The 18,786-nt window shown below is 45.9% G+C and carries 16 protein-coding genes; 12 read left to right on the forward strand and 4 right to left on the reverse strand.

Going from position 1 to position 18,786, the window contains the following annotated elements; translation table 11 throughout:
- Positions 1-141 precede the first annotated feature (141 nt).
- The 8 genes from ABIE27_RS09910 (at position 142) to ABIE27_RS09945 (ending at position 10,149) form a co-directional block, all read left to right on the forward strand.
- Positions 142-891 (forward strand): SDR family NAD(P)-dependent oxidoreductase, encoded by a 750-nt coding sequence (locus tag ABIE27_RS09910; RefSeq protein WP_123066522.1) that lies wholly within the window; start codon positions 142-144, stop codon positions 889-891.
- Between the two features lie 146 nt (positions 892-1,037).
- Positions 1,038-2,798, forward strand: coding sequence for a hypothetical protein (locus ABIE27_RS09915; protein ID WP_123066521.1), 1,761 nt, complete (start codon positions 1,038-1,040; stop codon positions 2,796-2,798).
- Positions 2,799-2,973: 175 nt separating this feature from the next.
- Complete coding sequence (locus tag ABIE27_RS09920) at positions 2,974-3,396, forward strand: cell wall hydrolase (protein ID WP_123066520.1); 423 nt, start codon at positions 2,974-2,976, stop codon at positions 3,394-3,396.
- A 174-nt stretch (positions 3,397-3,570) separates the two neighbouring features.
- Positions 3,571-3,987, forward strand: a complete 417-nt coding sequence (gene gerQ, locus ABIE27_RS09925) for a spore coat protein GerQ (RefSeq protein WP_429350506.1) — start codon at positions 3,571-3,573, stop codon at positions 3,985-3,987.
- Between the two features lie 217 nt (positions 3,988-4,204).
- A complete protein-coding gene (locus ABIE27_RS09930) occupies positions 4,205-5,752 on the forward strand; it encodes a sigma-70 family RNA polymerase sigma factor (protein WP_429350460.1) in 1,548 nt (515 codons plus the stop codon).
- Positions 5,753-6,107: 355 nt separating this feature from the next.
- Positions 6,108-7,400, forward strand: coding sequence for a hemolysin family protein (locus tag ABIE27_RS09935; protein WP_429350461.1), 1,293 nt, complete (start codon positions 6,108-6,110; stop codon positions 7,398-7,400).
- 541 nt (positions 7,401-7,941) lie between these two features.
- Positions 7,942-9,405: an Msr family ABC-F type ribosomal protection protein gene (locus ABIE27_RS09940; protein ID WP_429350462.1), complete on the forward strand. Its 1,464-nt coding sequence runs from the start codon at positions 7,942-7,944 to the stop codon at positions 9,403-9,405.
- Positions 9,406-9,630: 225 nt separating this feature from the next.
- The gene (locus ABIE27_RS09945) at positions 9,631-10,149 is read left to right on the forward strand and encodes a hypothetical protein (protein ID WP_123066515.1); all 519 of its coding nucleotides are present in this window, start codon (positions 9,631-9,633) and stop codon (positions 10,147-10,149) included.
- Between the two features lies 1 nt (position 10,150).
- Here the strand turns inward: ABIE27_RS09945 and ABIE27_RS09950 are convergent, their stop codons facing one another.
- The 4 genes from ABIE27_RS09950 to ABIE27_RS09965 all read right to left on the reverse strand — a co-directional run bounded on the left by ABIE27_RS09950 (position 10,151) and on the right by ABIE27_RS09965 (position 14,468).
- Positions 10,151-11,092 (reverse strand): hypothetical protein, encoded by a 942-nt coding sequence (locus ABIE27_RS09950; RefSeq protein WP_429350463.1) that lies wholly within the window; start codon positions 11,090-11,092, stop codon positions 10,151-10,153.
- The gene (locus tag ABIE27_RS09955) at positions 11,070-11,660 is read right to left on the reverse strand and encodes an RNA polymerase sigma factor (RefSeq protein ID WP_429350464.1); all 591 of its coding nucleotides are present in this window, start codon (positions 11,658-11,660) and stop codon (positions 11,070-11,072) included. Before ABIE27_RS09955 ends, ABIE27_RS09950 begins: the two co-directional genes overlap by 23 nt.
- A 255-nt stretch (positions 11,661-11,915) precedes the next feature.
- Positions 11,916-13,148, reverse strand: a complete 1,233-nt coding sequence (locus tag ABIE27_RS09960; protein ID WP_429350465.1) for an aminopeptidase — start codon at positions 13,146-13,148, stop codon at positions 11,916-11,918.
- Positions 13,149-13,235: 87 nt separating this feature from the next.
- Positions 13,236-14,468, reverse strand: a complete 1,233-nt coding sequence (locus ABIE27_RS09965) for an aminopeptidase (protein WP_123066511.1) — start codon at positions 14,466-14,468, stop codon at positions 13,236-13,238.
- Positions 14,469-14,734: 266 nt separating this feature from the next.
- Between ABIE27_RS09965 and ABIE27_RS09970 the strand changes: the two genes are divergently transcribed.
- From ABIE27_RS09970 to fumC, 4 genes are all read left to right on the forward strand, one after another.
- On the forward strand, positions 14,735-15,001 hold the full coding sequence (locus ABIE27_RS09970; RefSeq protein ID WP_192895150.1) for a hypothetical protein: 267 nt from the start codon (positions 14,735-14,737) through the stop codon (positions 14,999-15,001).
- 189 nt (positions 15,002-15,190) lie between these two features.
- On the forward strand, positions 15,191-16,000 hold the full coding sequence (locus ABIE27_RS09975; protein ID WP_123066510.1) for an MBL fold metallo-hydrolase: 810 nt from the start codon (positions 15,191-15,193) through the stop codon (positions 15,998-16,000).
- 205 nt (positions 16,001-16,205) lie between these two features.
- The gene (locus tag ABIE27_RS09980) at positions 16,206-17,216 is read left to right on the forward strand and encodes an aldose 1-epimerase (RefSeq protein ID WP_429350466.1); all 1,011 of its coding nucleotides are present in this window, start codon (positions 16,206-16,208) and stop codon (positions 17,214-17,216) included.
- 158 nt (positions 17,217-17,374) lie between these two features.
- The gene (gene fumC / locus ABIE27_RS09985; protein ID WP_123066508.1) at positions 17,375-18,763 is read left to right on the forward strand and encodes a class II fumarate hydratase; all 1,389 of its coding nucleotides are present in this window, start codon (positions 17,375-17,377) and stop codon (positions 18,761-18,763) included.
- Positions 18,764-18,786 lie beyond the last annotated feature (23 nt).

Below are 18,786 nucleotides of genomic sequence, written 5' to 3' on the forward strand. Positions count from 1 at the left end.
GTTTCTTAAAGGAAGATCGTGTTTGTATATAGGTATGGGGCTAATGGAAATCGATAAGTAATGTAATAAACTATAGCCATAACCAGACTGAACAAACAACTATATTAAACACAGAGGTCTTATCAGAGGAGGAATATGGTCATGTCACTTACAGATCAGGTTGTTGTTGTCACGGGAGCTGCTCAGGGAATTGGACGAAGTGTGGCAGAAGCTTATGCGGTTGCCGGGGCTAAAGTCGTGCTTGCCGATGTTCAGGAAGCCGAGGGAGCGGCGGCGGCGGCTTCGATACGCAATGAGGGCGGCGAAGCTATCTTTGTGCAGTGTGATGTGCGGAAGGAGCAAGATATTCAGCAGTTATTCGATACCACAGTGAAAGAGTTCAAGCAGGTTGACGTACTGGTGAATAACGCTGGAGTGTCTAGGTGGAAATCGCCCTATGAGCTAACAGTGGACGAATGGGACGATGTGCTCAATACAAATGTGAGGAGCTGTTTTCTGGCAAGTCGGGAAGCGGCCCGGCATATGAAAAAAAATGAACATGGCGGCGCCATCGTAAATATGGCTTCGACTCGTGCACGAATGTCTGAGCCGAATAGCGAGGCATATGCCGCATCGAAAGGTGCAATTACAGCGCTGACACATGCGATGGCAGTCTCACTCGGTAAAGACCAAATTCGGGTCAATTGTATCAGTCCCGGCTGGATTGAGACTGGAGACGTGTCCAAACTTAAAGCAGAAGACCATGAGCAACATCCATCCGGCCGGGTTGGCGTGCCATCGGATATTTCAAGGGCCTGTCTGTATTTGTCCGACCCTGCTAATACCTTTGTCACAGGGACTAATCTCGTAGTTGACGGTGGCATGACTCGAAAAATGATATATGAGGACTAGAACCGGGACGTCGACCCGAAGCCGGTCTTTCGAAGCTAGTGGAAGCTGAAATAAGCCCAAGTTAAGCACTTGGGCTTATTTGTTTTTGATAAGTCGGTTGCTATAATGAATGTGATTTTACAACAGAACAGGAATGGAGGGAGTGTATGTTCGGGAAAACGTCCCGGAAAGTGTTTTGGCTGTTATTACTGATCGGAGGAATGATAATGATCGGGATCAAGTCACCTGCTACAGCAGAAGATGTGGATATACGAGCAGCCTGGGTATGGCAGGCACAGTCTGTTAAGAGTGCAGGAGATGAGCTGCTGGAGAATGCAGCTAAACATAAGATTAACCGACTGTATGTAAACGTGGACATGACCATATCCAAAGAGGTGTATCGAGCATTTATTGCCAAAGCGGGTCGTGAAGGTATTGCTATTGAGGCATTGGGCGGCGATCCCTCCTGGGGTGTTCAAGGACGCGAGGGCCCTATGGTTCGATTCACTTCATGGGTACAGGATTACAATCAGGCTGTGGAAACTGGCGAACGCTTTGATGCAATCCATCTGGATGTTAAACCATACGTGCTGCCTGCATGGAAGGAAGACGCCAAACCCTTAGTGCAATCCTGGATCAGTAATATGAAAATGGTTCTAAATCAGGCCAAACAGGATGGCGGAACAGCGGTGCATGTCGATCTGCCTTTCTGGCTCGATTCATACACGGTCAAAGGCGATCGTATAATTGATGATGCAGATAACGAAGCATTGTCACACTGGTTTATTCAAAATGTAGACCATGTGACCCTGCTTGCTTACCGGGATAATGCACAAGGAAGTAACGGCATTATTCGTTTAATTGAACAGGAGATGCAGTGGGCAGACAAGAGCGGGACTAGCGTTACCGTGGGAGTAAACACCAAGCCGATGCCTGGTGAAGAGTTTACCAGTTTTGCTGGCAAAGGCTCCGCACAGCTGGAGAACGCACTCCAAGAGGTTGCAACTGCATTCCGGGAACATAAGTCCTATGCCGGTTCAGCTGTACATGATTTGACGTATTGGGGGAAACTGGAGCCAGAAGAACCGCCACTACCAGAAAAACCAGTAAACCCGCCTGCAAGTGCACCTGAAATTCGCGGCACCTATATCTGGGAGGCTTCACAAGTGACGGACGATGGCGGCGATCACATTCTGGCTTTTTCCAAGCAGCAAAAGATCAACTGGTTATACGTGCGGCTTGATCTGGATCAGCCCTACTCCAGTTACCGCAGTTTTGTGAAAAGAGCGAAAGCCCAGGGAATCGAAGTTCATGCGATGGGTGGACATCCGATCTGGGGCAAAAAGGAGAATCGTCCTCGGATCAAACGGCTGATCGATTATGTGAAAAACTATAATGCTGAAGTGGAACCGGACGAGCGGTTCGAGGGCATCCATCTGGATATCGAGCCGTATACGCTGCCCGAATGGGAGGCGAACCGAAATACACTGCTGACCGAGTGGGCATCGAATATCGCCTATTTCCAAGAAGAAACGAAGAAGGACAGTAACCTTGAAACCAGTGCGGATCTTGCGGTGTGGCTGGATACCTACCCGCTGCCAGGCAAGGATATCTCTGTGACCGAGTTCATGATTGATACGCTTGATCATGTGTCTCTAATGGCATTCCGTAACACCGCAGAAGGCTCCAACGGGATCGCTGCAGTTGTGAGTCAGGAAATGGAAATAGCAGACCGTCTCGGTAAATCACTGCTCATTTCCGTCGAAATGAAAGAAAATTTTGAAGGTACACATATTTCATTTCACGAAAAAGGAGCCGAGGATATGGAGAGTCAGCTGAGCAAACTGCCAGACCTGCTCTCTAAATACAAGGCCTACAAAGGCAATCTGGTCCATGCCTATGATTACTGGATTGAAGCCAAACCTTAACGGTATTCAGAAGCATAGCAAAATTAATTTGTGTTAGAAAAAGGCTTTGGGACTTCACCTTGCGTGAGGTTCCGGTCTTTTTTTATGGAAAAAATCTGGAATAGTGTCACCGAATAGGCTCCTGCACAATACGATGTACGGTGATGAACAGCTGCTACAAGGGAGGGAACAGGCGATGGCAGTAATTAAGACCAACTCGGAAGACGTCAAGCTCTTGGCGAGACTGATGAGGGCAGAGGCCGAGGGTGATGGGGATCAAGGCATGTTGCTGGTAGGCAATGTTGGCGTGAATCGTGTGCTGGCAGACTGTCTGGATTTTGGCGACATTCGTGATATGAACCGCATGGTCTTTCAGAATCCGGGGGGCTTTGAATCCACGCAGAAGGGATACTTCTACCAGCGTGCTAGACAATCCGAGATTCGGCTGGCACAACGGGTCATTAACGGGGAACGTTTCTGGCCAGCAAGTAACTCATTATGGTTTTTCAGGCCGGTTGGAGATTGCCCGGCGACGTGGTATAACCAGCCCAACACGGGACGTTTCAAGGCGCATTGTTTCTTTAGTCCAACAGGTGAAGACTGTCCGGACGTCTATTAATCCATTACCAATTTTCATATTCAGGGAGGAATTATCGTGATTAACACACCTTATCAACCAACTCAAACTATGGGTCAGCAAGCCAATTCCGTATTGGGAGCACAAGCAAATTCGGTATTAGGGGCACAAGCGAATTCTCAAGTTCAGGGAACATCTTACAAAGTCGGTAATGGCATGCCGTCGATGGCACCAACACCTGGCATGGTATCACCTGGCATGGTATCTCCTAGCTCCACCAGCGTACCGCCACTCGTATCCAGCGGAAGCCCAATGACACCGTCAGGAACGGTCGTTTCGACTACAGCTCCGCAGTTTGAGCAATCGTACATTGAAAATATTTTGCGTTTGAACCTGGGTAAATTCGGTACATTCTATATGACATACGAAGGAAACAAAGAATGGAATGCTCGTATTTTCCAAGGGATTATCGAAGCAGCTGGACGTGACCACATCATTATCAGTGATCCTAAAACCGGTAGAAGAATCATGTTGCTGATGGTTAACTTCGACTATGCAACGTTTGATGAGCCGCTGCTGTATCAATATCCGGGCGTTGTTGGCAACTATCCGCAAGCACCAAGCAGACGTTAATCCTTCATCAATATAACATTTTATACAACACATAAGGTAGTTTGGGCTGTCCTGAATGCAGTGCACATCTGCAGACAGGGCAGCTTTTGCATTTGTAGTCGAAAATAAAGTAACCTAATCAATAGTTCAAGGCACTTACATATGAGAACACAAAAGTGAAGCAATAGATATACAAATTCAGGCAGCAATGAACGACAGATGAAGGGAGTCCGCGGTATTGAAATCATGGATTGAAGGAGCAGTAAAGGGAGAGCCGGAAGCTTATAAGCAACTGGTGAATCATTTTCGCGGAATGGCACTTGCCGTGGCCTATCAGCACTTACAGGATGCGTATGGCGCAGAAGATGTTGTACAGGAGGCGTTTACCGAAGCATTTGCCAATCTGTCCAAATTGGAGAAGCCGGAAGCTTTTCCGGGATGGTTCAAAATCATTGTAGAAAGGCAATGTTATCGCTGGCTCAGACGCAAGCGGCATTCGGTGGTTCCCATACAAGAAGTAGAGACTGTATTCCGTGAAGAAGATCAGACCTGTGATCCAGAAGCTCAGGCGATGCAGAAGGAGCTGCAGGAGACGCTGCGCAGTTCAATTGCCCAACTGCCATCATCGATGCAAGTTGTAGTTGATCTGTTTTACTTTCAAGGCTACACGCTCAAAGAAATATCGGACTTTCTTGATGTGAATGTATCTGCATTAAAGAAAAGGCTGTTTGATGCCCGAACGAAACTCAAGCGTTCACTGCCCATACGAAATCTGGCATCCGTGTTCAATGAACTTCATGAAGGAGGAAAAAGCATGTTGCATATCATGAATGGGGATCATGCGGCCAATCGCTTGCGCGAGAGCGGTATACAAGGAGAGATTCTGGTTTGGAGGGAATTGTACACGTATGGCCCTGTAACTACAGCTATGGCAGACAGAAGCGCACGTCAGCATCGTGCTGTTGTATTGGAAGAAGAACTGGGCATACCTCAGAAGGTGTATCTGCATATTGAGGCATTAGAAGAGAAGCTTCGTTCGTTGCAGCAGTTTCAAGAGATTGTGTTATGGTTCGAGTATGACCTTTATGATCAAACCATGTTATCCTATTTGCTGCATTATTTTAGCGGACAAGATCTACAGAATATACGTCTGAATCTCCTTTGCATCGATTCGTATCCCGAGGTAGAGCATTTCAGAGGACTGGGACAGCTTACTCCCAAGCAGATCGGAAGTTTGTCAGGCAACTGGCATGTCATTGAAAAACAGGAACTCCAGGCAGGTAAACAGTTCTGGGAAGCGTACAGCTCATCTGACATTCGGTTGCATCAAGAATACTTGAAGTCCGGAATGAATGAACTCCCATTTGCAAAAGTTGCATTCGAGGCGCATCTGTCCAGGTTGCCTTCCGTAACCAATGGCTTGGGGAGTATTGAACAGACAACATTGGAAACCATCAGATCGGGTATTCATCGTCCGCATGACCTGTTTCGTAAGGTAGGAGACAAGTTGCATGTGCTCGGTATGGGTGATCTGGAATACTGGGCTCATCTGAAAAGGATGTCGGAAGGGCCCTATGCACTCATTCGAATGACAGGAGCGACAAGTTTTCCGATGTTCAATCAGCATGATCAGGCATTTCATGATGCTGTGATGTCGTTGACGGAACTGGGCGTACAGACGTTGAATGGTGAAATCGACTGGAGTAGTTTGAGAGAGGATGAATATTGGGTGGGCGGGTTGCATGTGAGGCAAGGTGAAATCGAAAGTATGAAATCAAAGAGATAGGTCATATCAAACATGTTGAGGGAGAACTGGACGATGAGAGTCTGTTTTCCTTTTTCTTTTGTTTAGTAAATGTAAATAAAACAGTGAAATCGCTACTTTTGTAAACGAATTGTGTCGATTTGGCCTTTTAGGTGTCATAGGACACGGATTGACTGTGTAGTGTAGAATTATATAATAAAAGAAGTATATCCATGTTATTATGGCGCAAACAGCAGGAGGTGGAAGCATTGGGAAGTTGAAATTGCATATGAACGGCAGAATGGCTAATATCCTACATTTTCGAAGGAGGTGGACCTATTTGCCGAACAATCACGGCAAATAGGAAGAACATTTGAGTGACCCCTTACCGAGTATTATGAGTTTGATTTTAATTGGTTTACTGGTATTAATGAATGGTTTCTTTGTCTCGGCAGAATTTGCGATGGTGAAGGTGCGGAGCAGCCGAATTGAGGCTTTGGTCGAAGCGGGTAATCGAAATGCCAAATACGCGTCAAACATTATACGTAATATGGACGCTTATCTGTCGGCTTGCCAGCTCGGCATTACTTTGGCTTCACTTGGACTCGGATGGCTGGGAGAGCCCGTCATTGCACGACTGTTGGAGCCTGTATTCACGGCATTTGGACTGGGTCCGGTATATGTGCATGGCATTTCGATTGTCATTGCCTTTGTCATTATTACGATTTTGCATATTGTCCTGGGTGAACTGGCTCCCAAAACGATGGCCATTCGCAAGTCAGAGGCCATTACACTGTGGTCTGCGGCACTGCTGACGTTCTTTTACAAATTGATGTATCCGTTCATCTGGGTGCTGAACGGCATGGCGAATGCCTTGCTCAGACTGTTTCGGATGGCACCTGCGTCAGAACTGGACGAAGCGCATAGTGAAGATGAAATACGAATTCTCATGAAAGAAAGCAATAAGAGCGGTTTAATTGATAACACTGAATTAGCACTTGTTGATAATATATTTGATTTTACGGATACAACCGCCCGTGAAATCATGATTCCGCGGACGGAAATGATCTGTCTCAACGCCAATCAGTCCATGCTGGAAAATATGGAGATTGCGAGTGAAAGCATGCGTACCCGGTATCCGGTATATAACGGAGACAAGGACCATATTATCGGCTTTATTCACATTAAGGATCTGATGCGATCACAGTTAACAGACACCATATCTGTCATTCGTCCGATTCTGGCTGTGCCTGACACAACGTTAATTAGTGATCTACTCAAGCGTATGCAGCGGAGCAAAACACAAATTGCTGTTCTGATCGATGAATACGGAGGAACCTCCGGTATGGTCACGCTTGAAGATATCATGGAAGAGATTGTTGGTGAGATTCAGGATGAATTCGATCAGGAGCGTCCGACCATTGAACAAGTGAATGACATGGAATACTCGATTGACGGATTAATGCTGATTGAAGAAGTTGGTGAACGATTCGGCATCGAGATGGATCGAACGGATTATGATACGATTGGCGGCTGGTTATATTCCAGAGTGGATGCGATTCCGCCTGAAGTGGGGCAATCCGTTGAACATGATGGATATTTGTTTATTATTGAGGAGACAGAACACAAGCGAATCTCACGTGTTCATGTGATGAAGCTTGAAATGCTGGTTGAAGAAGAGGGCGCGTAGCTTCTCGGTGAGCATGAAGTCCATGTTTTGAGTATATCGACGTATCTTTAAAGTGTTCAAAAGGTTCTTTACTTGTAAGCCGCTACTATTTAGCGGCTTTTTTGATCGCTTTCGAACAAGTTTTTGTTCCAGGTTGACGCATGAAGAACCTCATGGTAATATTCAATTCAATTAAAGAAGAGGAGGCTCGTTCCTATGACTCATTCCATGCGTCTTCGATAAGCAGGTCAAAAAAGCGGATTTTTCCACAATCGTGGGCTTTTTTGATTTGCTTATTTTACGTATGGTGAGACATAGGTTTCGAATGAGGTAGCTTATTTGTGCTATGCTGATTCGAAGTGTCTTCTACACGTGAGTAATGCAGATTTAAGTCCACGGTGGGCTTGGATCTGCATTTTTTATTACATCCCAAATGCGTAACAAAAAAAGGAGAGAAGGCTCATGAGATATATGCATTGGTATTTCTTTATATAATCCCCTTCTTAAATCGCAGGTCATCCTGCGAGCGTGAAAACTGCGATTTTTGAAGGAGGAACCTATAATGAGTTTGTTAATTAAAGCAAAAGAGATTGTAGTGGAATATTCAGGCCGTGAAGTATTAGATATTGAACATTTGGAGCTTTACGAATACGACCGAATTGGCCTGGTTGGAGCCAATGGAGCAGGTAAAAGTACGTTGTTAAGAGTATTGCTAGGTGAAATGCCCGAATCGTATGGGAAAGTGGTGAGAAACGGCAGTTTTGCTTATATCCCGCAGATGGAGCAGGGCGGAGATCAGGGGGAAGTGGATTATGCATTAGCGGGTAAGCTAGGAATAAACCGCATAGATGCTGATCAGATGAGCGGCGGACAGGAAACAAGACTGAAAATTGCTAAGGCTTTGTCCAGTTCAGTGCACGGTATTTTTGCAGATGAACCCACGAGCCATCTCGATTCAGAAGGAATCCATTTCTTGATTCATCAGCTCTCTTTTTATACGGGAGCGTTGCTGGTTATCAGTCATGATCGGTATTTTCTTGATCAGGTGGTTGATAAAATTTGGGAACTGAAGGATGGGAAGATTACCGAGTATTGGGGTGGATATTCCGATTACTTGGCGCAGAAGAATGAAACTCAGAAAAAGCAGGAAATCCAGTATCAGCAATATGTGAATGAACGAGAACGACTGGAAAAAGCGATGTCTGAAAAAAGGAATCAGGCTCGGAAAATTGATCAGAAAGAGAAAGGGGCTGCAAGGAAAAATAACTCTGATCACGGTGGGCGACTTGCTCATCAGAAATCTGTGGGGAGTAAACAGAAGAAACTTCATCAAGCCGCCAAAAATATGGAACAGCGCATTGAAGCGTTGGGTGATGTCCAAGCACCGGAGGTGAATCGTACGATTCACCTTCGTCAGAGTCAAGCGTTAGGACTTCACAATCCATTTCCGATTATAGGAAAAGAGATGAATAAAACATTTGGTGATGCAGTCATTTTGGAAGACGTATCTTTTCAATTTCCTCTTGGGGGTAAGATCGCGCTGACAGGTGCGAACGGTGCAGGGAAAACTACGTTGCTTAACATGATCTTAAACCGTGAACAGGGCATCATCATATCGCCTAGGGCAGAGATCGGTTATCTTGCACAACATGCATACACACTTGACCGCCATCAGGTCGTCATGGAATTCATGCAGGAGAACTGTGACTATCAGGTGTCGGAGATTCGAGCTGTATTAGCATCTCTCGGATTTTCTCAGCATGATGTGCGCAAGCCGTTGGCGGTATTAAGCGGCGGCGAGATCATGAAGTTGCAGCTGGCGAAAGTGCTTCTTGGCCGATACAATATTTTGCTTATGGACGAACCGAGTAATTTTCTTGATCTTCCTGCAATGGAAGCGTTGGAGCATTTGATGAAAAGTTATGCAGGCACGATTGTTTTCATCTCGCATGATACCCGTTTAGTCGAGAACGTCGCTGATCAGGTATATACTATAGAGAATAAACAAATCGTTCGAATCAGGTAATCAGACGATGATGTTTTAATGAGCATGGATTCCGCCGAAAAAGCCTATTCTTCATCATACGAGATGGATTAATTTAGGTTTCACCGTTTTTATTAATCTGGAAAATGATTAAAGGACGCTGCCGATTGAACAATCGGGCGTCCTTATTTTTTTGAAACCAGTTATCCATTCCGTCCGTTTAATAGATTACACCAAAAATTAAAACAAGGCTGGGGAGGAATGAAGATGCTTAAACGATGTAGAGAAATATGCTGTACGCCAATCTTGAAAGTAAGTCTGATTCTGGCTTTGAGTGCGCCAGTTATTCTTGTTCTGCCTACAGAATCGTCCGCAGTTGCAAGTCCGATCATCAACGTGACGTCGGGAGCGCGAACGGCTCCGCCGCCACTCGAATATCAGGCATACACGGTTCAATCACGAGCTTCCAAACCCGTACATATCTATGAGGCCACAAATTCGTTAACACGTGGAGATGGTCTTCATGCACTCGCAAAGACAGTAACATTGACATACAAAGAGATGAAGACATTGTCTGTTAATTATCGTTTGGAGCGCTGGACTGGAACGGCCTGGGTAACTTTTGCAGGTAACTCCTCAACGGATACCAAAACAAATGTACTTCGATCCAATTCGGATTGGGAGATCACTACCGGTTATTATTATCGTCTCGTTAGTGTTCACACAGCTAATGATGGAACGACATCCGATCAGTCTACATACACTTCACCTAGTGTATTATTTTAATTTAATTTGATTTTGCAGGAGAGTTCTGCTCCAGAAAATCATTGGCGATGGCGATCATTTCCTCTTCAGTCACTGATCCGAACAGACTCATGCTGAGTGAACCTGTCATCCACTGAATGGAATTAAATGGTGGGCCTACATATACCAGCGCCTCGCTGCCATCGATGAGCTTCACAGCTTCACTTTTCTGTAGCGGGGTTCTCTCAATCGACTGTCCAGGCTTAATATACTCATAATCAAACTGTATAAGTTCGTCCGTATCACTTTTGCCCTGGATGGAGTATCTCACCCTCAGCACCTCGGACTCGTAATAGTCATCAGGATTGACCGGATTATCGGTATCCAGCATGAGTTCATATTTCACCTTATTAAACCGGGCAGGGATTGCCTTGGATAATATAAATTCTCCCACAAATCCATCCCGAGCAATCTCTTCTGTTACAGCTACTGAACGGAAAACGTGACTACTGAGCTCGAAGGCAGGAGCGCTTGCAGCCTCATGCGGAGAAACGAAGCTGGATTCACGGTCCGGTGGAGGAGGTGTTTTGGCGGTAGAGGGATCAGGACTCAGATTGACAGACTTATCCTCAACTATGATCGATTTCATGCCATTACTCCAATTCTTGATCGATTGAACAATAGGAGATACGGCTTGTGTTCCCGAGGGCAGACTGAATAGGACCGCTCCAATGGTTACGGACGCTGCTACGATGCCTGAAAGTTTAAACGTGCGCATTTTACGTTTACGTGCGCCAATTCTTTCGATCTCCTTTTGAACCTTTTGCCAAGAATGATGCATGGATTCCGTACGGGAGGCAGAAGGGGCGGAGGCAGCATGCCGGAAAGCTTCATCAAACGCCTGCTCAAACGCCGCATCAAAATATTCGTCTTCCAGACCTGAATCCAATGGCTGTTCAAGCTTATTTAGCTTGCCTTTGCTCAATGCTTCCACCCCATTCCTTATGTAATTTCTTCTTGATACTGCCACGTGCCCGGAATAAACGCTGTTTAACAATGTCTTCAGTCGTGTTCAACAACTCAGCGATTTCCCGATAAGAAAAGCCTTCTTTCCACCGTAACTCAACGAGTACGCGATATTCTGGTTTCAACTGGGAGAGATAATGCTCGATAGACTCCTGCATCATCTGTGTCTCCACCATGCTTTCCACCGAGACTGCCGTCTGGTTCATGGTCTCTATATCTATAAAGACATTGTCCGAGTCCAGTTGGTTACGGTTATTTTTATTTTTTCTCAAATAATTTATTGCGGTATTCCGGGTGACTACTTTGAGCCAGGCTTTAAGTTTAACCTCATCTTCGAAGAGGGGCTTATTTTTAATGATTTTAATAAAGGCTTCCTGAATAATATCTTCTGCCGCTGCACGTTCCTTGATGATATATACGATTAATCCATACACCATATTATAGTATTCATAATAGACTTCTTCCTGAAGTACAGGTCCTAATTGATGAAAATCTGAAGCGAGTAAAAGCTGGAGCCGATTGGCCATGGTGTTCTCCTTTCTGGTCAACAGTCCACAAACATTGGTATCATTACATTTTACAACAGATTATGGAAACGTTACAATGTCCGATAGACCTGATTAAAGTACTGAAAAGAAGGAGTTCTGACCCTGTTTGACGTTTGCTGAAAAAGAAAAAACAGACGATCTTGCAAACCATGGAATCCATGACAGCAAAATCGCCTGTTTAATTTAAAGTAACGCTGATTTAAAACTTTGAAATCGCCGTTACACACAAGTTTTTTAAAACGCCCAATTTCCTTTCAGGAAAATCGGTTCACGATCACCACTCGCTGTAATGCCATAGATGTCTGTCTCGGGAGAACCCATCATGAAATCAACATGAGTGATACTGGAGTTCATACCGCGTTCCGCAAGCTCCTCGGGAGACATCGTTTTGCCTCCTTCGATATTGGAAGCATAGGAGCTGCCGATTGCCAGATGACAGGAAGCGTTCTCATCATATAGCGTTGTATAATACAGAATGCCGCTTTCCGAGATTGGAGAGTGGAACGGTACAAGCGCAACTTCGCCAAGGTAATGAGAACCTTCATCCATGGAGATGAGACGTTCCAACGTTTCGTGACCTTCCTCTGCATGAAAGTCCACAATCCGTCCCTTCTCAAATGTGAGAGTAAACCGGTCAATGATGCTACCGCCGTAACTTAGCGGTTTGGTACTCGTCACTGTGCCGTTCACACCGTATTTTGCTGGAGCGGTGTACACTTCTTCCGTAGGAATATTGGCTACAAAAGGGGTGCCTCGCTCGTTTACGCTGCCAGCCTGAGCCCAAATATGCCCTTCAGGAAGCTCTATCGTGAGATCTGTGCCCGGGGAGGTGTAATGCAGTGCATGGTACTTTTTGTTGTTGAGCGCTACGGCTCGTGATTCCAGTCGTTCGATATGTTGTTCCCACGCAGCAATCGGATCTTCAACATCCGCGCGAACCGCGGCAAATATCGCATCCCAGAGCTGATTCATCTGTTCTGCTTGAGGGAGATCAGGGAATACCTTGGCCGCCCAATCTGCTGAAGGGCAAGCAATGCCAGTCCAGCTCATCTTATCAGCTTGCAGATACTGACGATATTTAGCCATCGCCTGACCAAAGGAACGCTGATTCGCCGAGATTCTAGACGGATCAATGCCTTTCATCAGATCAGGGCTGGAAGATAGAATCGTCAGAATAACAGCATTATTCTCCGCGAGTTCCTCCATCTCTGCCGCATGCCACTTTGGAAGTTCATCGAAGGACTCCTCAGGAGCCATTTCAAAGCGAAGACGGTTGACCGTTTCATCGGAGTATTTAACGATAACTTGTTTGGCTCCGGCTTCATATCCTTTGCGTACCAGTAGTTGCACAAGTGGTGCTGCGTCAATCATGGCATTGATAACAAAAATCTGCCCCGTTTGCACATTTGCCCCCACTTTGACAGCGAGTTCAGCGTACCGATCCAGCTTTTGTTCAAAACTTAACATCGAATGTCCCTCCATAACCCTTAAATGTGAGTACAATTCAGACACAGGAAAAGAGAGGAGAAATCTCCTCTCTATGCATGGAGCTAATTAGAATGCCCAGTTTCCATTTACGAAGATCGGTTCTTCCGCACCTTCCGAAGTTACACCGTTGATGTTCATCTCACCGGAACCGATCATGAAATCAACATGCGTCAGACTGGAGTTCATGCCATGTTCGATCAACTCTTCCTTGGACATCGTTTTGCCGCCTTCCAGACAGAAAGCGTACGCATTTCCGATCGCCAAGTGATTGGATGCATTCTCATCAAATAATGTATTGTAGAACAATATGTTTGTGTCCGAAATAGGAGATTGATGTGGAACAAGGGCAACCTCACCCAGATAATGTGCGCCTTCATCCATTTCGACAAGGTTTTTTAGTGCATCAAGCCCTTGTTCAGCTGTGTAATCAACAATGCGTCCATTCTCAAATGTGAGGGAGAAGCCGTCAATCAGATTGCCACCGTAACTAAGCGGTTTTGTGCTGCGAACAGTACCGTTCACACCGGTTTTCAGCGGTGCAGTAAATACTTCCTCTGTAGGCATATTGGCAATAAACACATGTCCTTGCTCGTTTACACTGCCCCCGGATACCCAGATGTGACCTTCGGGAAGTTCGATCGTCAAGTCCGTGCCTGGCGCGGTGTAGTGAAGTTTTTTATATTTTTTGCTGTTCAGCAGATCTGCGCGGGAGTCAAGATTTTGCAGGTGAGTTTTCCATTCAGCGACAGCATCCTTTTCACCAATTCGTACCGTTTTGAAAATAACATCCCACAGACGGTCTACTTGCTGCGCTTCAGGCAGATCCGGGAATACTTTAGCAGCCCATTCAGGGGAAGGGACAGCTACGATGGACCAGCTGAACTTATCAGCCATTTGATAGGCACGATATTTCTCCAGCGCTTTACCGCGAACTTTCTGGCTGGTTACGATGCGCTCCTGTGCAACTCCGTTCAGCAGATCCGGATTTTCCGCGATGACATGCAGGATAGCCGCACCTTCTTCAACAAGTTCGGTCATCTCAGCTGCAAACCATTTGGGTTCGATCGAGAATGCCTCATCCGGCGCTAGATCATAGTGAAGGCGGGTTACCGTCTCGTCACTCCAGTTGACTTTGACCAGTTTTGCACCCGCGTTGTACGCAGCCTTAACGATCAATCGTACAAAATGAGCTGCCGTGATTGGCGCATTTACGACTAACGTCTGGCCAGGGTGGACATTGACACCTACTTTGACAGCCAGTTCAGCATATTGTTGCAGATTTGATTCAAAATTGTTCATGCTATTTTTTCCTCCAATGTGATATGAATATCGTAGCTGGCGGTCTATTATAGTCCTCTTTGAATTATATGAGGATTTAGCATAGGGCCTTCATTGAATAATGTATACGTTGCTACGATATATATTGTACAATTAACCAATAATAATTACCAAACAGCTTTGCCAGAAAGTTGGAGAAAAGCGCCAAAAGAGAGATTTTTGGACGTTTTAATCGAAGATTTATTGAAGTGAGGCTTTAAACGAAAGATTAAAAGGAGAGTATACAGGTGAATATTGAAATTATTCGCGCAGCAATGCGTCGTGAGGATGAAAAAAGTTTTGTAGGAAGCACGGTGTTTAAGACAGATAGTGATAAATCCGTATATGAAATTACGTTTATGAGCAAGAACGGCAAGGATTGGGACTACAGCCTGCACTTCACGGAACAATCAGGTGACGAAGAAGAGCTGCTGAAAATGGACGAGTTGCTTGAAAATGACGATGATTTATACAATCAATTGCTGGATGCAGCCTTGGATGCTTACCCCGCTTAATGTAATGTAAAGTAAATGTTCTTGTTCTATTGTCCAAGTTACCCGACTATACTAGACGGTGTGTGCCCTGAGGAGGGCGTGCGCCGTCTATTTTTATTTTTGAGATTCCGAATAGATGTTCCAGAAAAGGGAAGTCTACGAGATGAACTAAACCAGAGAGACAATTCGCCTGATGGGAGGTAATCGTGAATGGCATTTGACAATCTGATTACATCAGGAATGACCAGCGTTGAGGAAATTGCTCCTGATATTTTGAGCTTGCGTACCCTTTTTGTGAATGTCGTGTTCATTGGAAATCCGGGAAGCAGGAGCTGGGTCCTTGTGGACACAGGAATGTCAAAATTCACGAATCACATTGTTGATGTGGCAACCGAGCGTTTTCAAGGTCCGCCGTCTGCCATTATTTTAACGCATGGTCATTTTGATCATGTGGGAACGGTAATTGAACTGGAGCAATTCTGGGGAGTGCCGGTGTACGCACATCCACTTGAAATACCCTATCTCACAGGTTTGAAAAATTATCCTCCGGCAGACCCTTCCGTGGGTGGAGGCCTGATGGCCCAGTTGTCATTTACGTATCCGAACGAAGCGATTAATCTGGATGATCGGGTATTTAGTCTACCCCAAAATCATACGGTGCCCGGTGCAAAGGATTGGAACTGGATTCATACGCCAGGTCATACACCGGGGCATATATCCTTGTTCCGCGAGGCAGATCGATTACTGATTGCAGGTGATGCGATTGTCTCGGTCAAACAGGAGTCGCTCTGGAGTGTTCTGCTTCAGGACAAACAGTTACACGGCCCTCCTGCGTACTTTACAACGGACTGGGAGGCAGCACATGAATCGGTTCAGAGCATCAGACAACTGGAGCCGAGGATGGTTGTGACAGGGCATGGACACGTGTTAAGCGGAGAGATGTTACATGAATCCCTCCGGCATCTCGACATGCATTTTGAAGAAGATACGGTACCCAAGCAGGGTAAGTATGTAGAATGAGACAACATAGACCGTTACTCGTGAGTGAGTTGAAGAGCGATGAAGACCGACAAAGAGTGATCAAGGCAGCTGATCGAGCAGCTGTCTTTTTGTTTTGCGCTCGCATGTTTAATTTGTTCTCGATCTCAGATTGTTCTTTTGGGGGCAATCATGATATAGTCGAGCCGTATAATATAACCTTAGTATGCAGGAGGTACATATAACGATGACACAACAGAATACAGCGTTTGAAGAACAATTTGGCGGCATTCCTGCGGTATGGCTGCGCTTTGGTTCATTTGAAGCAGCGGTGATTCCAAGCGTTGGCGCGAACCTGGTGGCTTTTCGGGATACGGAAAAAGGATACAGCTACCTGCGCGAGCCGGATCAGGATCAGATGGATGAATTTATGGCGGCTCCTGCCGTCTATGGCATTCCGATTTTGTCTCCTCCTAATCGATATGAAGACGGTCGTTTCCCTTGGAATGGCAAAGTCTATCAACTGCCGATTAATGAACCTGCGACAGGCAACCATTTGCACGGATTTTTGCATGATGTGGCGTGGACGGTAGAGGGATATGGCTCTAATAATCTGGAGAGTTATGTCACGCTCAGCCAAAGCATCGGAGAAGGCCATGCTTTTTACAAATATCTGCCGTTCAGCTTCAGTGTAACGCTTCGTTATTCATTGAGCAGCCATGGTCTGCAACAACAGTTAATTGTGAACAATACGGGCACAGAATATATGCCGAACCTGTTTGCTTTCCATACAGCGATCAAAGTTCCTTTTGCACCGGACAGCCAGTCTTCGGATTATACAGCCAAAGTGACGATTGGTCAGCGCCGTGAATTAAACGAGCGTTTGTTGCCGACTGGACAATTTCAACCGCTTACACCCGAGGAAGAGCAACTTAAACAGGGCGGAGTTAGTCCGTTTTTTGCAGCGATGGATAACCACTATACCGCTGAGCCGCAAAATGGGCGCAATTACATGGAACTTACGGATCATCGCACAGGAGACAAACTGGTGTACGATGTAGGCACGTCCTATAAACATTGGATGATCTGGAACAACAATGCCTGCAATGAATTTTTCTGTCCGGAACCACAGATGAATCTGGTTAATGCCCCGAACGTGGAAGGTATTTCCGCAGAAGAGAGTGGTCTCGTTGGATTACAACCAGGTGAACTGTATGAACAGACCAGCCGTTTGTATCCGATTGCTGCTCAAAAATAAAACGGTGATAGATTGAACTCACTTCCTACCCGTTCGTTTTGCGCTACGCTTACAATTTTGTCGAAAAGGTGAAAACCTGCTCGTAAATCATGTATAATATGACGAGATACACAAGCTTTGTAGAGACCCAGACCAACATTTTGGAGGAGGACAAGCAAGTGGAATACCGCATTGAGAGAGATACGTTAGGCGAAATGAAAGTACCAGCCGACAGGCTTTGGGGCGCTCAGACGCAGCGCAGTAAGGAGAATTTCCCGATTGGACGCGAGCATATGCCGATGGAATTGGTGCGTGCTCTCGCCATTTTGAAGAAAAGTGCTGCGGCTACTAATCATAAATTAGGCAAATTATCAGCGGCGAAAGCAGATGCGATTGCTTATGCGGCCGACGAAATTATTGCAGGACGTATTGATGATCACTTCCCACTCGTGGTATGGCAGACGGGTAGTGGTACTCAATCCAACATGAACGTGAATGAAGTCATTGCCAACCTGGGTAACCAGTTGCTGGAGCAAAAAGGCAAAGAAGAGCGCCTGCATCCGAATGATGATGTTAATATGTCGCAAAGCTCTAACGACACCTTCCCAACAGCGCTGCATGTAGCGGGCGTTCTTGCGGTGGAAGATCAGTTGTTGCCAGCGATTGCGGTGTTGAAAGCAACTTTTGCGGAAAAAGTGGAAGCGTTTAAGGATATCATCAAAATTGGACGTACTCACCTTCAGGATGCAACACCAATTACGCTCGGGCAAGAGATTAGCGGCTGGGAAGCCATGCTCGGTAAGAGTGAACGCATGATCCGCGAGAGCGTAGAGTACATGAAGGAGCTTGCAATTGGTGGTACGGCTGTAGGAACCGGAATTAACGCACACCCTGACTTTGGTGACCTCACAGCCAAAGAGATCGGTAAACATACAGGCAAAGATTTCGTATCTGCGCCGAACAAATTCCATGCTCTGACCAGCCATGACGAAGTCGTATATGCCCACGGTGCAGTAAAAGCGCTTGCAGCAGATATGATGAAAATTGCCAATGACGTACGCTGGCTCGCAAGCGGTCCACGCAGCGGTCTCGGTGAGATTCGTATCCCTGAGAACGAGCCGGGCAGCTCGATAATGCCAGGTAAAGTGAACCCGACACAGAGCGAAGCGATCACGATGGTTGTGACACAAGTGATGGGTAACGATGCGGCGATTGGATTCGCGGCGAGCCAAGGTAATTTTGAACTGAATGTATTTAAGCCTGTCATCATTTATAACTTCCTGCAGTCTGTACAGTTGCTTGCTGACTCCATCGTTGCATTTAATGACAAATGTGCTGTAGGTATTGAGCCGAATCTGGATCAGATCAAACACAATCTGGATAACTCGCTTATGCTGGTCACTGCACTCAATCCTCATATTGGATATGAGAATGCGGCTAAAATTGCAAAGCTTGCACATAAAGAAGGTTTGTCCCTGAAGGAAGCTGCGTTACAAACCGGACTTCTTACAGAGGAACAATTCGATCAATATGTAGACCCGGCTAAGATGATTGCGCCAAAGGCCTAAACCGATTTTCAACCCCTACGTGT

This window comes from Paenibacillus sp. 4624 (assembly GCF_050435065.1).
GTDB classification, from domain to species: Bacteria; Bacillota; Bacilli; order Paenibacillales; family Paenibacillaceae; genus Paenibacillus; species Paenibacillus amylolyticus_D.

Excerpts from the sequence above, each read along its gene's own strand:
- ABIE27_RS09910 (WP_123066522.1), top strand. The coding sequence starts at position 142 with ATGTCACTTACAGATCAGGTTGTTGTTGTCACGGGAGCTGCTCAGGGA.
- ABIE27_RS09955 (WP_429350464.1), bottom strand. The coding sequence starts at position 11,660 with ATGGCCAATCGGCTCCAGCTTTTACTCGCTTCAGATTTTCATCAATTA.
- ABIE27_RS09980 (WP_429350466.1), top strand. The coding sequence starts at position 16,206 with ATGACACAACAGAATACAGCGTTTGAAGAACAATTTGGCGGCATTCCT.
- ABIE27_RS09915 (WP_123066521.1), top strand. The coding sequence starts at position 1,038 with ATGTTCGGGAAAACGTCCCGGAAAGTGTTTTGGCTGTTATTACTGATC.
- ABIE27_RS09960 (WP_429350465.1), bottom strand. The coding sequence starts at position 13,148 with ATGTTAAGTTTTGAACAAAAGCTGGATCGGTACGCTGAACTCGCTGTC.
- gerQ (WP_429350506.1), top strand. The coding sequence starts at position 3,571 with ATGCCGTCGATGGCACCAACACCTGGCATGGTATCACCTGGCATGGTA.
- ABIE27_RS09975 (WP_123066510.1), top strand. The coding sequence starts at position 15,191 with ATGGCATTTGACAATCTGATTACATCAGGAATGACCAGCGTTGAGGAA.
- ABIE27_RS09935 (WP_429350461.1), top strand. The coding sequence starts at position 6,108 with ATGAGTTTGATTTTAATTGGTTTACTGGTATTAATGAATGGTTTCTTT.
- ABIE27_RS09920 (WP_123066520.1), top strand. The coding sequence starts at position 2,974 with ATGGCAGTAATTAAGACCAACTCGGAAGACGTCAAGCTCTTGGCGAGA.
- ABIE27_RS09945 (WP_123066515.1), top strand. The coding sequence starts at position 9,631 with ATGCTTAAACGATGTAGAGAAATATGCTGTACGCCAATCTTGAAAGTA.
- ABIE27_RS09965 (WP_123066511.1), bottom strand. The coding sequence starts at position 14,468 with ATGAACAATTTTGAATCAAATCTGCAACAATATGCTGAACTGGCTGTC.
- ABIE27_RS09940 (WP_429350462.1), top strand. The coding sequence starts at position 7,942 with ATGAGTTTGTTAATTAAAGCAAAAGAGATTGTAGTGGAATATTCAGGC.